This is a genomic window from Janthinobacterium sp. PLB04 (assembly GCF_021165895.1).
Taxonomy (GTDB): domain Bacteria; phylum Pseudomonadota; class Gammaproteobacteria; order Burkholderiales; family Burkholderiaceae_D; genus Janthinobacterium; species Janthinobacterium lividum.
Window position 1 is genome coordinate 409130 of the sequence record NZ_CP088968.1, and the last position, 17416, is coordinate 426545.

At 63.5% G+C, this 17416-nt stretch carries 16 protein-coding genes and 1 tRNA gene; 9 read left to right on the top strand and 8 right to left on the bottom strand.

The window, feature by feature from the left end:
- Positions 1-1455, top strand: a complete 1455-nt coding sequence (gabD, locus tag LSO07_RS01655) for an NADP-dependent succinate-semialdehyde dehydrogenase (RefSeq protein ID WP_070218955.1) — start codon at positions 1-3, stop codon at positions 1453-1455.
- Positions 1456-1461: 6 nt separating this feature from the next.
- On the opposite strand, the gene LSO07_RS01660 is transcribed toward gabD, so the two are convergent.
- A complete protein-coding gene (locus LSO07_RS01660) occupies positions 1462-2586 on the bottom strand; it encodes an extracellular catalytic domain type 2 short-chain-length polyhydroxyalkanoate depolymerase (protein ID WP_151092027.1) in 1125 nt (374 codons plus the stop codon).
- 181 nt (positions 2587-2767) lie between these two features.
- Here LSO07_RS01660 and LSO07_RS01665 point away from each other — a divergent pair, with 181 nt between their 5' ends.
- The gene (locus LSO07_RS01665; RefSeq protein WP_151092029.1) at positions 2768-3361 is read left to right on the top strand and encodes a glutathione peroxidase; all 594 of its coding nucleotides are present in this window, start codon (positions 2768-2770) and stop codon (positions 3359-3361) included.
- A gap of 115 nt (positions 3362-3476) precedes the next feature.
- Complete coding sequence (locus LSO07_RS01670) at positions 3477-3836, top strand: DUF1428 domain-containing protein (RefSeq protein WP_034783795.1); 360 nt, start codon at positions 3477-3479, stop codon at positions 3834-3836.
- An 84-nt stretch (positions 3837-3920) separates the two neighbouring features.
- Here the strand turns inward: LSO07_RS01670 and pabB are convergent, their stop codons facing one another.
- From pabB to LSO07_RS01685, 3 genes are all read right to left on the bottom strand, one after another.
- Complete coding sequence (pabB, locus tag LSO07_RS01675; RefSeq protein WP_151092031.1) at positions 3921-5765, bottom strand: aminodeoxychorismate synthase component I; 1845 nt, start codon at positions 5763-5765, stop codon at positions 3921-3923.
- A 21-nt stretch (positions 5766-5786) separates the two neighbouring features.
- Positions 5787-6362 (bottom strand): nucleoid occlusion factor SlmA, encoded by a 576-nt coding sequence (gene slmA / locus LSO07_RS01680; protein WP_034752791.1) that lies wholly within the window; start codon positions 6360-6362, stop codon positions 5787-5789.
- 103 nt (positions 6363-6465) lie between these two features.
- Positions 6466-7200, bottom strand: a complete 735-nt coding sequence (locus tag LSO07_RS01685; protein ID WP_092609535.1) for a pyrimidine 5'-nucleotidase — start codon at positions 7198-7200, stop codon at positions 6466-6468.
- A gap of 95 nt (positions 7201-7295) precedes the next feature.
- On the opposite strand from LSO07_RS01685, the gene LSO07_RS01690 reads away from it, so the two are divergent.
- A complete protein-coding gene (locus LSO07_RS01690; RefSeq protein ID WP_225317143.1) occupies positions 7296-8165 on the top strand; it encodes a TraB/GumN family protein in 870 nt (289 codons plus the stop codon).
- A 252-nt stretch (positions 8166-8417) separates the two neighbouring features.
- Here LSO07_RS01690 and LSO07_RS01695 read toward each other — a convergent pair.
- Both LSO07_RS01695 and argB read right to left on the bottom strand, forming a co-directional pair.
- Positions 8418-8492, bottom strand: a tRNA-Thr gene (locus LSO07_RS01695).
- A 65-nt stretch (positions 8493-8557) separates the two neighbouring features.
- On the bottom strand, positions 8558-9451 hold the full coding sequence (argB, locus tag LSO07_RS01700; protein ID WP_010393729.1) for an acetylglutamate kinase: 894 nt from the start codon (positions 9449-9451) through the stop codon (positions 8558-8560).
- Positions 9452-9682: 231 nt separating this feature from the next.
- Here argB and LSO07_RS01705 point away from each other — a divergent pair, with 231 nt between their 5' ends.
- From LSO07_RS01705 to LSO07_RS01715, 3 genes are all read left to right on the top strand, one after another.
- Positions 9683-9880 carry a cysteine-rich CWC family protein gene (locus LSO07_RS01705; protein WP_151092035.1) on the top strand — a complete coding sequence of 66 codons (198 nt, stop codon included), beginning with the start codon at positions 9683-9685 and terminating at the stop codon, positions 9878-9880.
- 95 nt (positions 9881-9975) lie between these two features.
- Positions 9976-13023, top strand: a complete 3048-nt coding sequence (locus LSO07_RS01710) for a response regulator (RefSeq protein WP_151092037.1) — start codon at positions 9976-9978, stop codon at positions 13021-13023.
- 31 nt (positions 13024-13054) lie between these two features.
- Positions 13055-14206, top strand: coding sequence for a response regulator (locus LSO07_RS01715; RefSeq protein ID WP_034783788.1), 1152 nt, complete (start codon positions 13055-13057; stop codon positions 14204-14206).
- 4 nt (positions 14207-14210) lie between these two features.
- Here LSO07_RS01715 and LSO07_RS01720 read toward each other — a convergent pair whose 3' ends face one another.
- Both LSO07_RS01720 and LSO07_RS01725 read right to left on the bottom strand, forming a co-directional pair.
- The gene (locus tag LSO07_RS01720; protein ID WP_225317144.1) at positions 14211-15485 is read right to left on the bottom strand and encodes an extracellular catalytic domain type 1 short-chain-length polyhydroxyalkanoate depolymerase; all 1275 of its coding nucleotides are present in this window, start codon (positions 15483-15485) and stop codon (positions 14211-14213) included.
- A gap of 54 nt (positions 15486-15539) precedes the next feature.
- Positions 15540-15953 carry a CopG family transcriptional regulator gene (locus tag LSO07_RS01725; protein WP_034783786.1) on the bottom strand — a complete coding sequence of 138 codons (414 nt, stop codon included), beginning with the start codon at positions 15951-15953 and terminating at the stop codon, positions 15540-15542.
- 277 nt (positions 15954-16230) lie between these two features.
- Here LSO07_RS01725 and LSO07_RS01730 point away from each other — a divergent pair, with 277 nt between their 5' ends.
- Positions 16231-16464, top strand: coding sequence for a DUF1289 domain-containing protein (locus tag LSO07_RS01730; RefSeq protein WP_070258360.1), 234 nt, complete (start codon positions 16231-16233; stop codon positions 16462-16464).
- A gap of 7 nt (positions 16465-16471) precedes the next feature.
- Entirely contained in the window at positions 16472-17395 is a 924-nt protein-coding gene (locus LSO07_RS01735) for an MBL fold metallo-hydrolase (protein ID WP_151092039.1), read from the top strand.
- Positions 17396-17416 lie beyond the last annotated feature (21 nt).

Consider the following 17416-nt stretch of genomic DNA (forward strand, 5'->3'; position numbering starts at 1 on the left):
ATGCTGCAGTTGAAAGATCCTACCTTGTTGCGTCACCAGGCTTACGTGAATGGAGCCTGGGCGGATGCCGATGGTGGCCAGACGATTAATGTGAGCAATCCCGCCACGGGCGAGCATATCGGCACGGTGCCCCTGATGGGCGCAGCCGAGACGCGCCGCGCCATCGAGGCGGCCAATGCCGCCTGGCCCGCCTGGCGCAAGAAGACAGCCAAGGAGCGCGCGGCCGTGCTGCGCCGCTGGCATGACCTGATCCTGGAAAACGCCGACGACCTGGCGCTGATCATGACCACCGAGCAGGGCAAGCCCTTGCCGGAAGCGAAAGGCGAAGTGCAGTTCGGCGCCTCGTTCATCGAGTGGTTTGCGGAAGAAGGCAAGCGTGTGGCGGGCGATACCCTGCAATCGCCGTGGCCAGACCGCCGCCTGGTCATCACCAAGGAGCCGATCGGCGTATGCGCCGCCATCACGCCGTGGAACTTCCCCGCCGCCATGATCACCCGTAAAGTCGGACCGGCCCTGGCCGCCGGCTGCCCGATGGTCCTGAAACCGGCCGAAGCGACGCCGTTTTCCGCGCTGGCGCTGGCCGTGCTGGCCGAGCGCGCAGGCGTGCCTGCGGGCGTGTTCAGCATCGTCACGGGCGCGCCGAAAGACATCGGCGGCGAAATGACGTCGAACCCCATCGTGCGCAAGCTGACGTTCACTGGCTCGACCCAGGTGGGCCGCCTGCTGGCGGAACAGTGTGCGCCAACGATCAAGAAACTGTCGCTGGAACTGGGTGGCAATGCGCCATTCATCGTCTTCGACGACGCCGACCTGGACGCCGCCGTGGAAGGCGCCATCGCCTCGAAATACCGCAATGCGGGCCAGACTTGCGTGTGCGCCAACCGCCTGTACGTGCAGGACAGCGTGTATGACGCGTTTGCCGACAAGCTGGTGGCCGCCGTGGCCAAGCTGAAGGTCGGCAATGGCATCGAGGCAGGCGTCACGCAAGGCCCGCTGATCGACGCCAAGGCCGTCGCCAAGGTGGAAGAGCACGTGGCCGATGCGCTGGGCAAGGGTGGCCGCCTGCTGGCTGGCGGCAAGCGCCATGCGCTGGGTAACGGCTTCTTCGAGCCGACCATCATCGCCGATGTGACGAACGACATGCGCGTGGCTACCGAGGAAACCTTCGGCCCGCTGGCGCCCCTGTTCCGCTTCAAGACGGACGATGAAGTGATCGCCCTGGCCAACAACACGGAATTCGGCCTGGCCGCCTACTTCTATTCGCGCGACATCGGCCGCATCTGGCGCGTGGCCGAAGGCCTGGAAACGGGCATGGTCGGTGTCAACACGGGCCTGATCTCGAACGAGATCGCGCCCTTCGGCGGCGTCAAGCAATCGGGCCTGGGCCGTGAAGGGTCGACCTACGGTATCGAGGACTATCTGGTCATCAAGTACATCTGCATGGGCGGTATTTAAGGTCGCCTAGCGCGAGCCGCGGCGCGCGGCGAGGCGGTCCAGCATGCCCTTGACCGCTTCCATCTGCGTGCCGCTCTTGCGGTAGAAATCCGGGTCGATCGGATTGATGCTGGTGTAGCCCCAGAAATCCCAGCAGCCTTTCGGGTTGTACGGGTAGACGGGGCTCGGTTCGGCCTGCGGATACAGCACGATGATCTTGTTGGCGTCCGCCACCTGGTTGTAGCCGGTGCTGGTATAGAAGCGGTCGCCGATGGCCTGCGTCGTTTGCAAACAACCGTGGAACACCACGTGCACGCGGCAGCTCTCGCTGTCGCAGGCTTTCGGGATGTAGGCGTAGCCCGTATTGTTCATGCTGGAGTACGCGTTCTGGATGAAGGCGCGCTGGTTGAAGGATATCAACTTGCCCGTCAGCGTGGTCGACGACGGCTGCAGGTCCGGATACAGGTGCTGCAGGATGTCGCGCGCCTGCACGAAGTCGCAGTCATTGATGAAGGGCGACGCGGTTACATCGCAAGCCTTGTCCTGGTTGTTGTCCGTGATGATGGCGTGGCCTGCGCCGACCGTGTCGACGAAGCGGATCTGCTCGGCCGGCGTGCCCGCCAGCGCATAGAATTTTCCCACCTGCTCCACCACCGGCCGCGTCACGGTCTGGTCTTTCGTTCCACTGAACAGATATACGCGCTGGCGTTTCAGGTTGGCCGTGTCGTCGATGAGACGGGCGCGCGCAAAATCGCTCGCCGCGCGCAGCAATTCGCTGGCCACGGGTGGCGCCACCTGCGCGCTGCCCGGATTCATGCAGGTGGTCAGGGCATTCGTCAGGTAGGGAATGTAGGGGAAGCGGCCCGGCTGGCCCGAGCAGAAATACGGGCCGCCCGCGATGATGCCTGCGCCGGCCACCGTGGCCGAGTAGGCGACGGCAAATTGCGCCGCCATGAAGCCGCCCGAGGACAGGCCGGATACGGTGGTCTGGCTCAGGTCGGCCTGGTAGCCGGGCAGGGCGGGGGCGTCCTTGGTCGCGGCGGGCTTGACGGCTTTGGCCGTCGTGGCGGCGTGCGCGCCGCCTGGCGCCAGGATGAGCAGGCTGGCTGCCAGCAGGGCGGAGGGTAGTACGGTCAGGTGCGGGAAGGGCATGGCGACTCCACAGGGCAAGAAAAGGGACAGGAAGGCCGAGCATAGGTAAAAAAACTGTGCGCTGGGCAAGTACTGCACTGTCGTTGATGTCGCTCAAGCAATCGCTGTTGTTGTCCGTCTCATACGCGCGCGCGGCGTTTGACATAGAATGGTTTTTTTCCGTTCAACCATGGTGCCCTTCATGTCCAAGACCCTTGCCCAGCTGTTTGCGCTCACCACCCTTGCCGCCAGTGCCAGCCTGGCCATGCCGGCCCATGCTGCCGAAGCCGCTACAGCTACCGCTGCTCCGGCCGCCTGCCCCGCCATCCTCAAGCAAACCTTCAACCGCCTGCAGGATGAAGCGCCGCAAAACCTGTGCCAGTACGCGGGCAAGGTCGTGCTGGTGGTGAATACGGCCAGTTATTGCGGTTTTACCAATCAATATGAAGGGCTCGAGGCGCTGTACGCCAAGTATGGCAGCAAGGGCCTGGTGGTGCTGGGTTTCCCGTCGAACGATTTCGGCAAGCAGGAACCCGGCAACAGCAAGGAAATCGCCGATTTCTGCTACAACACCTACGGCGTGAAGTTCCCCATGTTTTCGAAGTCCGTCGTCTCCGGTCCCGCGCCGAATCCGCTGTATGTGGAGCTGATCAAGCAGACGGGCAAGACCCCGGCCTGGAATTTCCACAAATACCTGATCGACCGCCACGGTAAAGTGGTGGAAAGCTTCCCCAGCAAGGTGACGCCGGACGACAAGAAACTCGTCGGCGCGGTGGAAAAAGCGCTGGCGCTGTAAGTTGCCGAGACGCAAGCAGGCTTGAACGCCTGCTTTTTTTTAATGTTGCGCTTGTCGTCTTGCCATCATTGTCCTAAGCTGGTTGTTCGCGTTTGTCACAACAAAGGAGAACATCATGGCGTATGTCGATGGATTTGTGGTGCCCGTACCGAAAGCCAAGCTCGATGCCTACCTGGCCATGTCGCGCAGTTGCGGCGCCATCTGGCGCGAATATGGCGCGCTGGAATTTCGCGAATGCGTGGGCGACGATGTCAAGCCAGGCAAGCTGACCTCGTTCCCGCAGGCGGTGGACTTGCAGGATGGCGAAGTGGTGGTGTTTTCATGGATCGTGTATGCGTCGCGCGCCAAGCGCGATGAAATCAACGACAAGGTCATGAAAGATCCGCGCCTGGCCGAGATGATGGATCCGGCCAAGCTGCCGTTCGATGGCAAGCGGATGATCTACGGTGGTTATGAAATGCAGGTGGACCTCTAGCGGCTGAAACAGTCCATGGCGGCGTTGCAATGCCTCGTCGTGCAGTTGCACTGCCTTCGGCAATGCGCCTTGCCCTGAACGGTTTCAGGCGCTGGCGATAATATGTGCCGGCAACGCCCCGCGCAGCGCATTGCACACGACAATCGCTTCGGCCCGTGCCAGCATGGGGCGCGTGATGATGGTTTCCTGCGCGTTCCAGGCGGGATCAGCCAGCATGGCCGCGCGCTGCACGCCGGGCAGCAGGCCGCAGGACAGGGGCGGCGTATGCCAGCGGCCGTCCAGCCGGACGAAGACATTGCTGCGCCCGCCCTCCGTCAGTTCGCCCCGTTCGTTAAAGAACAGCATGTCGAAGCCGCCTTGCGCCTCGGCCGTGCGCCAGGCCGCGTCGTAGCGCGCACGCACGCTGCTCTTGTGGCGCAGGAACAGGTCGTCCGCCACGGTGGTATCGGGCGCCAGCAGGATGTTGACCGTGTCCGGCAAGGCGGTGAGCGCGCCGCTTTGCGTCGTGAACTGGCCATCCTGGCGCAGCGCCAGGCGCAGGCGGAAGGGGGCATCGTCGGGGCGTGCCGCGCAGGCGGCCTGCAGCGCGGCACGCGCGGCACTGTCACTCCAGGCAAAACCGAAGTAGGCGCAGGAGGCGGCCAGGCGCGCCAGGTGGCGCTCTTGCTGGCGGCAGCCACCGGCACGGCTGGCGTGCAGGGTTTCGAACAGTTCAAAGTCGTTGCTCAGCCCCGTCAGGAAGCGGGCCTTGAGCTGGCACTCCGCAAATTCCTCCTGCGGGTCGCTGTCGAGCACGATGCCGGCGCCCACGCCCATCTCGCCGCGCCGGATGCCGCCATGGCCCGCCGCTTGCAGGGCCAGGGTGCGGATCGGCACGGACATGCAGAAGTCGCCCACCGCGTGGGCAGCGCCGGCGGCCGGCGGATCGAACCAGCCGATGGCGCCCGTATAGATCCCGCGTGGCGCCGCTTCCAGTTCGGCGATGATTTCCATGGTGCGGCGTTTCGGCGCGCCCGTGATCGAGCCGCATGGATACAAGGCCTGGAAGATGTCGGCCAGGCTGGCGTCGTCGCGCAAGCGCGCCTGCACGGTGGAGGTCATTTGCAGCACGCTGCTGTAGCGCGTCACCTCGAACAGGGCCGGCACCTTGACGGAACCCGTGGCGGCGATGCGGCCGATGTCGTTGCGCAGCAGGTCGACGATCATCAGGTTTTCTGCGCGGTTCTTCGGGTCGTTGGCCAGGGCGGCGGCGCGGCGCGCGTTTTCTGCTACTTGGTCCGCAGGGGCGGCCGGCGCCGTGCCTTTCATGGGGCGCGCCATCAGCTCGCCCTGGGCATGGCGCACGAACAGCTCCGGCGACAGCGACAGCAGGGCGCCGCCATCGGGCAGCATCACCAGCGCGCCATACGGCACGGGCTGGCGCGCGCGCAGCCGCGCATACAGGGCCAGGGGCGAGCCGAAGGCGTCGAAGCGCAAACGATAGGTGTAGTTGACTTGATAGGTGTCGCCGGCCACGATGTAGTCGTGGATGCGGTGCAGCGCCTGCGTAAATTGCGCCTGGTCGACATTCGCGCGGATGCCGGCGATGCCGGCCGGCGTTGCCGTCGCCGGCGTACGTTCGGCCAGCCACTGCAGCACCTCATCCTGCGACAGCTGCGTGCAATGTTCAAAGACGAGCACTTGCGCCAGCGGCGGCGCGCCGGGATCTGCCGCGCGCGGTGGCATGCCCAGCAAGTGGGCCCCCAGTTCGTAGCTGCACACGCTGACGGCGTACTGGCCGCGTTGCAAGGCCTCTTGCAGCCCCCCGAGCAGGGTGGGCCACTGTTGCCCCTCGGTGCACTGCAAGACTGCCGCCAGGCCCGTGTACAGGCGCGAACCGGCGCCGGGCGTGCTGGCGTCGTCGAGCAGGGCGAAACAGTCGGTGTGCATGGGGACAGCCGCGGTGGTGACTTACCCCAGCAGCATGGCGATTTGCAGCGCCGCTTCCTGGGATGGGTTGATCTTGAAGCCGCTCTTGGCGTAGCGGTGCCAGCGTCCGATGACGAAGCTGACGATCAGGGTGGCGCGCGCCGCCACTTCGCTTTCCTTGCCATGGCCTTCGGCGGCTGCCACGCGCAAGGCCTGCTTGAGCGCCAGTTCCACGCGGTCGTAGAACTGGTTCATGCGCACTTGCAGGCGCTCGTCCTCATTGACCAGCGCATCGCCGATCAGCACGCGCGTCATGCCCGGATTGCTGATGGCGAAATTGAGCAGCATGCCGATGATGTCGCGTGTTTGCGTCATGCCGTCGCTGTGCTTTTCCGCGATCTGGTTGATCAGGCCGAAGACGCTCGACTCGATGAATTCGATCAGCCCTTCGAACATTTGCGCCTTGCTGGCGAAATGGCGGTACAGGGCCGCTTCCGACACGGTCAGTCTGGCCGCCAGTGCGGCAGTGGTGATCTTTTCGCCTTTCGGCTGCTCCAGCATTGCGGCGAGGGCCTGAAGAATTTGTAGCCTGCGTTGGCCCGGCGGTGTGCTTGCCATATTTTCTCTTGTCGTTAAAAAAAATGCTGCCTTGATGGGGGAGGTCCGTCACCGCCGCTAGCGGTGCGGCTTCCGGTGTCAACCGGAAGCCCAGGAGTCCCCTTCAACGCAGACGGTGAAGGCGGCGTGCCAAATGCCGGACAGATTTTACTTTGACATCGACGTAAGCGGGGCGATTTAACGCCTTGGGCAGCTTCGCCACGCCGATCGGATCGGCCATTTTCAAGTATTGCGTGATCCAGGCCGTGCGCAGACCCAGTTTTTTCGCGCCCTTCAGGTTGGCCAGAGTGTCTTCCACCAGGATGCAGCGGCCAGGGCGGATCTGGTGTTTGCGCATCAGTTTGCGCAGCATCAGCGTTGATGGCTTGGGCCGCAGCTGGCGGTGCACATGCATCGCCTCGATGGCGATATGCTGCGCAAAGTGCCGGCGCAAGCCCAGGTGGCGCATCACGTCGCTCGAATAGCGCAGCGGCGCGTTGGTGAGTAAAATTTTACGGCCAGGCAGGCGTTTGAGTAAAGCCCCCAGTCCCCGCTCGGCGCGTATCATGGCGCGCAAATCGTCGAAGCTATGCGTCTCGTGCAAAAAATGGGCTGCCTGTACCTGATGGTGCTTGACCATGCCCAGCAAGGTGGCGCCGTAGCGGCGCCAGTAGGCCGCGCGCGCCGCATTGACGATGGCGTCGTCGGCCGGCGTGACGCCATCGCCCAGCACGCGGGCAATATACGTGTTCATATTGGCCGTGATGGTGGGGAAGATGGCATGCGAGGCATTGTGCAGCGTGTTGTCGAGGTCAAACAGCCAGACCGGCGACGAGCGGTTAAGATGGGACACAGGCACAGGAGTCTTTAGGCAAGATGATAAGCAAGATGAAAAATTCAACAATCAGGAAAACCATGCGACGCCAGATTATAGTGATGTTTTGCGGATTATTCTTGCTGCCGTTGCCGGCGGCCTTTGCCGAAGCACCGCCCGTGGCGCAAAACCGGGGCGCCCTGTTCAAGGTGCAGGATGCCAGCCACACCCTGTATCTGTTCGGCACCATCCACGTCGGCGCGCCCGATTTTTATCCGCTGGAACCGACGGTGACGCAGGCGCTGCACCAGGCTGGCGCGCTGGCGCTGGAGATCGATCCCGGCGCCGATTCGCGTGCCGCCCTGGGCGCCGTGCTGAAATACGGCATGGAAGCGCCGGGCAGCAAAGTGCCGCCTGACTGTCGCCAGACGCTGGCGCCGCGCCTGGCGCCGCTGTTGCAAAAATACGGCATTCCAGCCGAGTCGGTGGCGCCGATGAAGCCGTGGATGCTGGCCAGCATGCTGGCCATCGGCGAATTTTCCACGCTCGGCTACCGCTCCGACCTGGCCGTCGACAATTATCTGTCGCAGCAGGCCAAGGCGCGCAAGATCCCCGTGCTGGAACTCGAGTCGATGGAAGGCCAGATGGCGCTGTTTGGCGCCATGTCGCCGGCCGACCAGTGCCGCTTCCTGGAAGACGGCGTGGCGTCGATCGAGGACCAGGAGCAAAGCCAGGAAGCGCGCGAGATCGCCAACGCCTGGCGCACGGCCGATGCCGCCGCCTTCGACAGGCTGGCCGCCAAGGCAGCGACAGACCCGTCGTTCGCCGCCCAGTTCGTGCAAAAGGTGTTGCTGGATGGCCGCAACCCGGCCCTGGCCGAAGGCATCGCCAAACTCCTGGCGCGCGAAAAGTCCAGCCTGGCCGCCATCGGCGTGCTGCACCTGGTGGGAACGAAAAGCGTCCCGGATTTGTTGCGTCAGAAGGGCTTGAAGGTCGAGCGGGTGTATTAGCGCTGGCTTAGCCGCGCAAGAACCGGCGGCAGAGCAGATGGAAAATTGTTCATGGCAAAGCGGACTGACGAAGACAGTACGCATGTACGGCGAGGAAGGACAACGCCGCCATGGACATTTTTACTATGGGGAGATGACGGCAGAGTAGATGAAAAGTGTTCAGGGCAAGGCGCCGAGCCGAAGACAGTACGCATGTACGGCGAGGCGAGGCAACGCAGCCATGGACATTTTTCAGATACGGGGATATATAGTTGGTGCCCTTGACGTGGATCGAACACGTGGCCTCTCCCTTACCAAGGGAGTGCTCTACCACTGAGCTACAAGGGCAAATTAAAAGCGGCGCCAGGTGATCTGCGCCGCCAAACTACTCGCTGTGATGCGTTGCGATTTTTTTAGTGCGAACGGATCATAGTACCAAAAGCCTGCTCGGTCAACACTTCCAGCAATAATGAGTGTTCGATACGGCCGTCGATGATGTGCACCGTGTTGACGCCGGACTTGGCGGCGTCGAGCGCGGACGAGATCTTCGGCAGCATGCCGCCCGAGATCGTGCCATCGGCGAACATCTCGTCGATTTCGCGCGCGGACAGGTCGGTCACCAGGTTGCCCTGCTTGTCCTGGACGCCGGCGATGTTGGTCATCATGATCAGCTTTTCCGCTTTCAGGATTTCCGCGATCTTGCCCGCTACCACGTCGGCGTTGATGTTGTAGGCTTGGCCATCCTGGCCGAAACCGATCGGCGAAATGATGGGAATGAAGGCGTCGTCCTGCAGCGCCTTGACGACGGCCGGGTTGATCGCGTCGATCTCGCCGACAAAGCCGATGTCGAGGAATTCGCCCGGATGTTCGCGGTCCGGCATCTGCATCTTGCGCGCGCGGATCAAGCCGCCATCCTTGCCCGTCAGGCCTACAGCCTGGCCGCCGTAATGGTTGATCAGCATGACGATATCCTGCTGCACTTCGCCGCCCAGCACCCACTCCACCACTTCCATGGTTTCTTCATCGGTGATGCGCATGCCTTGCACGAAGGTGCCTTGCTTGCCGATCTTTTTCAGCGCGTTGTCGATCTGCGGTCCGCCGCCGTGCACCACGACCGGATTCATGCCGACCAGCTTGAGCAGGATGACGTCGCGCGCGAAGCCGTGCTTCAGGCGTTCGTCCGTCATGGCATTGCCACCGTACTTGATGACGATGGTCTTGCCATGGAAATTGCGGATGTATGGCAGGGCCTCGGCCAGAATCTGCGCCTTGATTTGCGGCGACACCGCCGTCAAGTCGTCATTCATGTCCAGGTTCAAGTTAGCTAGTTGATTCATGGCGAGTCCGGAAAATAGATTTGTGCGATTTTACAGGGAAGAAGAAAATCCTGGAGGCATTATAGGGCGATCTTGTTGTATTTTCCCTGATGATCCTATAGTCTGGCCCGATATGTCCCCCAGCCAGCCCTTTTACTGCCAGTTACATCTGCGTCGCATGCCGGCGCAGCATGACACACACTTGCCAATTCACACACAGCCATGAGCCAGTGCACTCTCTGCGGCGCCACCTTCCAGTGTGGCCAGCTCGATCCGGCCGCCAATGAACCCTGCTGGTGCGTGGCCCTGCCGCCGGCCGTTCCCGTGCCCGGCAGCCTCGCCGTCGGCTGCTGGTGCCCCGCCTGCCTGCAAGCCCACATCGCCACCTTGACGCCCCCGGCAGCAACGCCGGCCAAATAAGAGCCGCGGCACGCCTTTTCCTTTGCAAAAGACCTTGCATTTTGTAGGGGAATACGTTCAGACTTCGATTTTCAAGAATTTCTTATAGGAAAGTCATGCGCTTCAGGGATATCAGTATCGGCGTGCGCATCAATGCCGGTTATGCCATGTTGATCGTGCTGATGCTGGTTGTTATCGTCCTGGCGGGTAGCCGCATCTATGCCATCCGCGCCGAGACCGACGATATCCTGCAGCGCGACTGGGTCGCCGCCAAGGCCACCAGCAAGATCCATGGGCTGGCGCGCGAGGCGGCCACGCGCATCGGCAACCTGCCGAACCAGCACGAGCTGGCGCTGCGCCAGGCGAACCAGGCGCGCCTGGAAGCGATCAGGCAAGACATCGATGAGCAGGTGCGCATCCTCGACGGTCTCGATGCGCGGCCCGAGGAGCGGCGCCTGCTGGAGCAGATGCACCTGGCCCGCGCCGGCTACTATGTGTCGCTCCAGACGATGTTTGAACTGGTCGAGCGCGGCGAGGATGCGCGCGCCGAGCAGGCCATGCAGACGCAGACCTTGCCGGTGCTGGAAAAGGTGCTGCTGTACGTGGGCCAGCTCGACGATCTGCAGCAGCAGCAGATCCGCGACAGCGCGGCCCGGATACGCAACGACATCGACACCTCGCTGCTGCTGATGGGCGGCATCGGTCTGGCGGCCCTGCTGACGGGGCTTGCCTTTGCCTGGTCGGCGCGCTCGATCACGCGTCCGTTGGGCGAGGCGGTGGCGATCGCCACGCGCGTGGCCAATGGCGACCTCAGTTCCGTCATCGAAGTGACATCGCGCGACGAGACGGGCGAACTGCTGCAGGCGCTCAAGGACATGAGCACCAGCCTGGCCGTGGAGCAGGACCTGCGCCACGCCGTCGAGGTGGCCGAGGATGCGACCAAGATGAAGTCGGACTTCCTGGCGAATATGTCGCATGAAATTCGCACGCCGATGAACGGCATCATCGGCATGACCCACCTGGCGCTGCAGACGGAGCTCACGTCGACCCAGCGCAACTACCTGGAGAAGGTGGAATCGGCTTCGAAGAACCTGCTGGCCATCATCGACGACATCCTCGATTTCTCGAAGATCGAGGCGGGCAAGATGGCCTTTGAAAAAGTCGATTTCTTCCTCGAGGACGTGCTGGCGCAGATCGCCGACCTGTCCGTGATGCGGGCGCAGGACAAGGGCCTGGAACTGCTGTTCGACATCGCCCCCGACGTGCCGAACGCATTGCAGGGCGACCCGCTGCGCCTGGGCCAGGTGCTGATCAATCTGACCAACAATGCGATCAAATTTACGGACAAGGGCGAGATCGTCGTCACCATCCGCCTGCAGCAGCTGGAAGAACATGCGGCTGTCTTGCGCGTCGATGTGCGCGACACGGGCATCGGCCTGACGCCGCCCCAGCGCAGCAAATTGTTCCAGGCCTTTACCCAGGCCGACACTTCCACCACGCGCCACCATGGCGGCACGGGCCTGGGACTGACCATCAGCAAGCGCCTGGTGGAAATGATGGAAGGCGAGATCGACCTGGTCAGCGAAGCGGGCGTGGGCAGCACCTTTTTCTTTACTGCCCGCTTCGGCCTGGCCGCCGTGCCGCGCGACAGCCTGCTTGCTCCGCAGCGCTTTGAGGGCTTGCGCGTGCTGGTGGTCGACGACAACCCCAGCGCGCGTGAAATCTTCGTCAGCATGCTGACGGCGCTGGGCTTCGAGGCGCGTGCCGTGTCTGGCGGCGTGCTGGCCATCGGCGCCGTGGCGCAGGCGCGCGCCGAGGGGCGTCCGTACGGGCTGGTGCTGATGGACTGGAAAATGCCGGGCATGAACGGTCTCGATACCCTGGCCGGCATCCGTGCCGATGCCGCCGGCATCGATGCGACGCCGGCCTGCATCATGGTCACGGCCTTCCATCGCGAAGCGCTGCTGGAGGCGGCGCGCCAGCGCGACTTGCCGCTCGACGGCGTATTGAACAAGCCGATCAGCGCCTCGACCCTGCTCGACCAGATAGCGTTCGTGTTTGGCGGCGTGACGGGACAGAGCCGCAAGACGCAGCGCCAGAGCAGCTACCGCGACGACGAGCGCGCCCTGCGCGGCGCCTGGCTTCTGCTGGTGGAGGATAATGAAGTGAACCAGGAAGTGGCGCAGCATATTCTCAACGACGCCGGCATCCGCGTCGATATCGCGGGCAATGGCGCCATCGCGCTGGCGAAGATCGAGGAAAACGCCTATGACGGCGTGCTGATGGATTGCCAGATGCCGGTAATGGATGGCTACCAGGCGACGCGCAAGCTGCGCCAGGATCCCAGGTATTCGAATTTGCCCGTGATCGCCATGACGGCCAATGCCATGGTGGGCGACAAGGAAAAATGCCTGGACGCCGGCATGAACGATTTCATCGCCAAGCCGATCGACGTGGCGCAGCTGTTCGGCACCCTGGCGCGCTGGATCGCGCCGGCCACGCCGCAGGAAATGACGGCGGTGGTGGCGCAGCCGGAAGCGGAGCTGCCCGTGATCGCCGGCCTGAAAATGGTGGAAGCCATGCGCCGCGTGGGCGGCAATACCGCTTTGATGCGAAAATTGCTGGACCGTTTTGTGGAAACCCAGTTCGATGCCATGCAGCGCATCGTTGCCGCCATCGAGAACAACCAGCTCGAGACGGCGATCCGCGAAGCGCATACCCTGAAGGGCCTGGCCGGCAATATCGGCGCCGGCGGCCTGGCCGACAGCGCCGCGCGGGTCGAGCATTTGCTCAGCCTGGGATCGCACGACGGCTTGCCGCAGGCGCTGGCCGCCTGCACCCTGGCGCTCGACGAGCTGGTGCCGAAGATCGTGCTGGCCATGCAGTCGCGCGGCCATGTGGCCGAGGCGGGCGGCGCGCCGGTGGCGCACGTGGCGCCGGTGGACCGGGCGTACCTGGAAGCGGGCTTGCGCGAACTGTCGCAGCTGCTGCAGCAGGACGACGCGCAGGCCGTCAAGCACCTGGACGGCATCGGCCCCGTGCTGGTCGCGGCCGGGCAGGCGGAACACGCGCGCCAGTTGAAGCGCATGCTGGGACAATACGATTTCGAAGGTGCGCTGGCGCAGCTGGGCGAGGTGGCCGATGCGCTGGAGCTGACACTGTGACAAGGATAACTATGCAGAGCGAAGGAAGGGCATGAAAGCGCCGGCAAGCAAGCCAACCATCCTGGTGGTCGACGACACGCCAGACAATATCGACCTGCTGCGCGCGGTGCTGGAAGACGATTACCGCACCAAGATCGCCGTCAATGGCGAGCGCGCCCTGAAGATCGCCGCCGGCAGCGACCAGCCCGACCTGATCCTGCTCGACATCATGATGCCGGGCATGAGCGGCTACGATGTGTGCCGCGCGCTGAAGGCCGATCCCGCCACGGCCGGCATCCCCGTGATTTTCGTCACCGCCATGAGCGAAGTGGCCGACGAGCAGCTGGGCCTGGCCCTGGGCGCCGTCGATTACATCACCAAGCCGATTTCAGCACCCATCGTGCTGGCGCGCATCAGGACGCAGCTGGCGATGAAGCAGATGCAGGATTTCCTGCGCGACCAGAATCATTACCTGGAAACGGAAGTGGAGCGCCGGGTGCAGGAAGTGGCCGCGCTGCAGGACGTCACCATTCACGCCATGGCGTCGCTGGCCGAAACGCGCGACAGCGAGACGGGCAACCATATCCGCCGCACTTCGCATTACCTGAAGGCGCTGGCCGAGAAGGTGCGCGGCTTGCCGCGTTTCCGCGATTTTTTGACGGACAAGAATATCGAACTGCTGTTCAAGACGGCGCCGCTGCACGATATCGGCAAGGTGGGCATCCCCGACCATATCCTGCTCAAGCCGGGGCGTTTCGAACCGCATGAAATGGCCATCATGAAGACGCATACCACGCTCGGGCGCGACGCCATCCTGGCGGCGGAACACGAGCTGGGCATCGAAGTCGATTTCCTCAAGTACGCGAAAGAGATCGCCTACAGCCATCACGAGAAATGGGATGGCAGCGGCTACCCGCAAGGCCTGGCTGGCGAAGCCATCCCGATTTCGGCGCGCCTGATGGCGCTGGCCGACGTGTATGACGCCCTGATCAGCCGTCGCATCTACAAGCAGGGCATGGACCATGCGCAGGCCGTGCAGATCATCGTCGAGGGGCGCGGTTCGCACTTCGACGCCGAGATCGTCGACGCCTTCCTGCAGATCCAGGACCAGTTCATCGCCATCTCCCACCGCTACGCCGACGGCGTGTGCGAGATCGCCGACAAGCAGCGGCAGATCGCGCCATACACCGAAAACATCAGCTGACGGATTAGCTCACCGTCTTGAAGAAGCGCAGCATCTCGCGGCTGGCGTCCGGCCCCTTGCCATCCGTGTAGCTGCCGTTATTGCTGCCGCCGGACCAGGCATGGCCGGCGCCGTGGATGACCCAGTGTTCTCCCAGCGGCGAGCCATCGGCCTGGCTGTGCGTGGTGCGCGTGTAGCGGTGGCCATTCGGCACGCTGCCGTCGATGGATGCGGCCTTGGCCGCCTTGCCGCCCGCCTGGCTGCGCACGCCCTGGGCGATCAGTTCATCGCCATTGCGCGGGTTGACGGTGGTGTCGCGGTCGCCGTGGAAAACGATGATGGGCACGCCGCCCGCCGGCGCCTTGCGCTGGGCATTGGGCATGGCACCGCCCTTCATTGCTGCCAGTGCCGACGGCAAGTCCTGCGCCGAGGCGAACGGCAGGCCCGAATGCACGCCGACGGCGGCAAACAGGTCCGGGTACAGGGTGCCGACGATGACGGCCATGGCGCCACCCGCCGACAGGCCGGCGACGAACACTTCGCGTTCATTCACCGGGTAGTCGTCGATGACTTGCCGCGCGATGCCGGCGATCAGCGATGGTTCGCCCTGGTCGCGCTGCTGGTCGATGGCATTGAACCAGTTCCAGCAGCGCGAACTGTTGGCGCCCTGCGTCTGCGCCGGGTAGACGACAAAGCATTCCTTTTCTTCTGCCAGCGCATTCATCTGCGTGCCGGCGGCGAAATCGTCGGGATTTTGCGTACAGCCGTGCAGCATGACGATCAGCGGCATGGCCTGGCCGTGGTAGCTGCTGGGGATATATAGCTTGTAGGAGCGCGTGCCCGCATGGTTGCGGTACACGCCGTCGATGAACTGCGCGCCAGCGGGCACCTCCGCCGGCGTGGTGGCCGGCGCGTTGAAGCCGGGCGGGTGGAAATTCGGCAGCTCGAAGCTGGGCATGTCGAAGCTGTGCTGGCCCAGGCCGGCCGGCACGCCCAGGCGCGCCATGAAATCCTGCGCGAAGTCCTGCGCCGCTTGCGCGGGCGTGGGCGGCGCATCAGGCGTTTCTGGCGCGGCAGCAGTTTGCGGCTGTTCGGCTCGGGCTCGGGCTTGCGCTGGTGGTGGCGGATTAATGTCGCGCATGGTCTGCGGCGGCGGCGCTTGCGTGGCTGCCGCCTGCGGTGCCAGGCCGGCGGCAGACAGCGCCTGCTGGATCGCTTCGGTGGCGGCGGCGGGACCGCGGCCCATCAGATTACGGGTTGCTGCGCGCATCTGCGCCAACATGTTGAGAGGGAGTTTCATGACCATCCTTAACGGTGCCGCGCATCGGCCGGGTCATCGCCGCGAACCGATACGCTAGTGAATTCGCCCTGCGAGCGCCGTCTTGACGACGGTGCTGGCGTGCAGGGCACCTAATACGAAAATCGACTCGATGGTGGCCAGTGCCAGTTCCACGGAGACGTCGCTGGCGATGCTGGCCAGTCCCAGCACCTGTATCTGCAGGCGCTGGCCGGCTGCCTGGATCGCTTCCAGGTCGGCGCGCGAATAGTGCTGCATGCCCAATACCAGGCTTTTACGGGCGACGGTTTGTTTCACCACGTCGGCGTGGATACCCAGCTGGTTGCGTATGGCCGTACGGATCAGATCCGTGCGGTTGGAATAAAATCCCTCCTGGACCAGCAGATCGATCTGCCCCAGGTCGATCAAGCCGAGGTTGATCGTGATTTTCTCGGATTCCCCAATTTTGGGCTTGCTGTCTTGCTTGGCCATATCTCTCCAAAAACTCCACGTGGCATCCAATTGCCATCTGTATGGATGGTAGTATAGTTGTGAAATATCTCAAGTCAAGCAGGATCTGACTTGATCGTGTTGTAGGACGGGTACTCGCAGAGTGAGAATGGGCTGCAAAATAAATTTCCGGAAGATGGTTTTTTGATCATATTTTTCTTGAAAATATATTCACAGAAACATTGCATGGCGATGCCACCGACTCGCCGGCACGGTTTCGCGGCATAATGCAAGCCTGTACCTACACCGATGCTGCTCCATGATGGTCACTCCCCCACCTCCGCCCGCCGTTCCGCTCCCCTTGCCGTCGCCGGTGCCGTCGCCCTGCGTCAGCCTGTGCAAGATGAACCGCAACAGCGGCTTGTGCGAAGGCTGCTTGCGCACGCTCGACGAGATCATCGCCTGGAGCAAGGCCGACGACGACTTCAAGCGCGCTGTGTGGGCCGAATTGCCAGGACGCGAATCCCAGCTCGATTTCGAGCCCGACTACTGAGGAAGCCATGCCGCGATCGCCAGCGCTGTTCCCCGATGCCATGCAGGTGTTCGAACGCGGCTGGCTGTCGTCGAATAACATCCTGTTCCAGGGCCGGGACGACACGGCGCTGATCGACAGCGGCTATGCCACGCATGCGCCGCAAACGCTGGCCCTCCTGCGTCATAGCCTGGCTGGCCGTCCCCTGGACCGCCTGTTCAACACCCATCTGCATTCCGACCATTGCGGCGGCAACGCGCTGCTGCAAGCGGAATACGGCTGCCATACGGCCATTCCCGTGTCGGAGGCGGACAAGGTGCGCGCGTGGGACGTGGACGCCCTGAGTTTCCAGGCCACGGGCCAGCAATGTCCGCGCTTCGGCTTTGATGACACCGTCTCGCCCGGCGACACGTTGACGTTGGCCGACATGCGCTGGCAGGCGCTGGGCGCGCCGGGCCACGATCCGCACTCGCTGATTTTTTACTGCGCCGAGGAGGGCATCCTGATCTCCGCCGACGCGCTGTGGGAAAACGGCTTTGGCGTGATCTTCCCCGAACTCGATGGCGGCTCCGGCTTCCCTGAAGCGCGCGCCACGCTGGACCTGATCGCCAGCCTCGATGTGCAGGTCGTCATTCCCGGCCACGGGCGGCCGTTCCAGGACGCCGCCGGCGCCCTGCAGCGCGCGTATTCACGCCTCGATTACCTTGCGTCCGATCCCGTGCGCAATGCGCAGAATGCGGTGAAAGTGCTGCTGAAATTCCTGCTGCTGGAACGCCAGCGCATCGCCCTCGCCGAGATACCGGCCCTGCTGCGGGGCATGCCCGTCTTCGAAGAGGCCAACCGGCGCTTCCTGCGCCAGGAGGCGGCCGCGCTGGCCGAGTGGGCCGTGTCGCAGCTGGTGAGGGCTACAGCGGCACGGATTGAGGGTGAGTACTTGCTTAACGAGGGCTGACACGGATAGGCAATAAATTCA